The organism is Vibrio sp. 1978, assembly GCF_033344345.1.
In genome coordinates, this window is the sequence record NZ_JAWPOP010000448.1 from 1 (window position 1) to 709 (window position 709).

A 709-nucleotide genomic window follows, 5' to 3' on the forward strand; every position below is an offset into this window, starting at 1 on the left:
TCTTCGGTTGCCCTTTCTGCAACCTTCGCTCAATCTGCTTTTGCATCACCAGTCGTTGTTCCAGATGCGCCTCAAATTGCGGCAAAAGGCTACGTACTGATGGATTACCATTCAGGTAAAGTGCTAGCAGAAAAAGAAATGAACACAAAATTGTCTCCTGCTAGTCTAACTAAAATGATGACCAGCTACGTAATCGGCCAAGAGCTAGCCCGTGGTAATATCTCAGAAGATGATGACGTAACCATCAGTAAGAATGCATGGGCGAAAAACTTCCCAGATTCTTCAAAAATGTTCATTGAAGTAGGTACTACGGTAAAAGTACGCGATCTTAACCGTGGCATCATCATTCAATCAGGTAACGATGCGTGTGTGGCAATGGCTGAACACATCGCAGGTTCTGAAGATGCATTTGTTGACCTAATGAACGCGTGGGCAAATACCCTAGGCATGAAGAACTCTCATTTTGCCAACGTTCACGGCCTAGATAACTCAGAACTATACTCAACACCTTACGACATGGCGCTACTTGGTAAAGCCCTGATTCGTGACGTGCCAGACGAGTACCGTGTTTACTCTGAAAAGAAATTCACTTACAACGGCATCACCCAATACAACCGTAACGGTCTACTTTGGGATAAGAGCATGAACGTTGATGGCATCAAAACTGGCCACACAAGCAATGCAGGTTACAGCCTAGTAAGTTCAGCAA

1 protein-coding gene is annotated in these 709 nt (G+C 44.7%); it reads left to right on the forward strand.

What is annotated here, in order from left to right; all coding sequences use genetic code 11:
- Positions 1 to 709 (forward strand): D-alanyl-D-alanine carboxypeptidase family protein (locus R8N49_RS27155; RefSeq protein ID WP_318190455.1); only part of this gene is annotated, 709 nt, incomplete at both ends.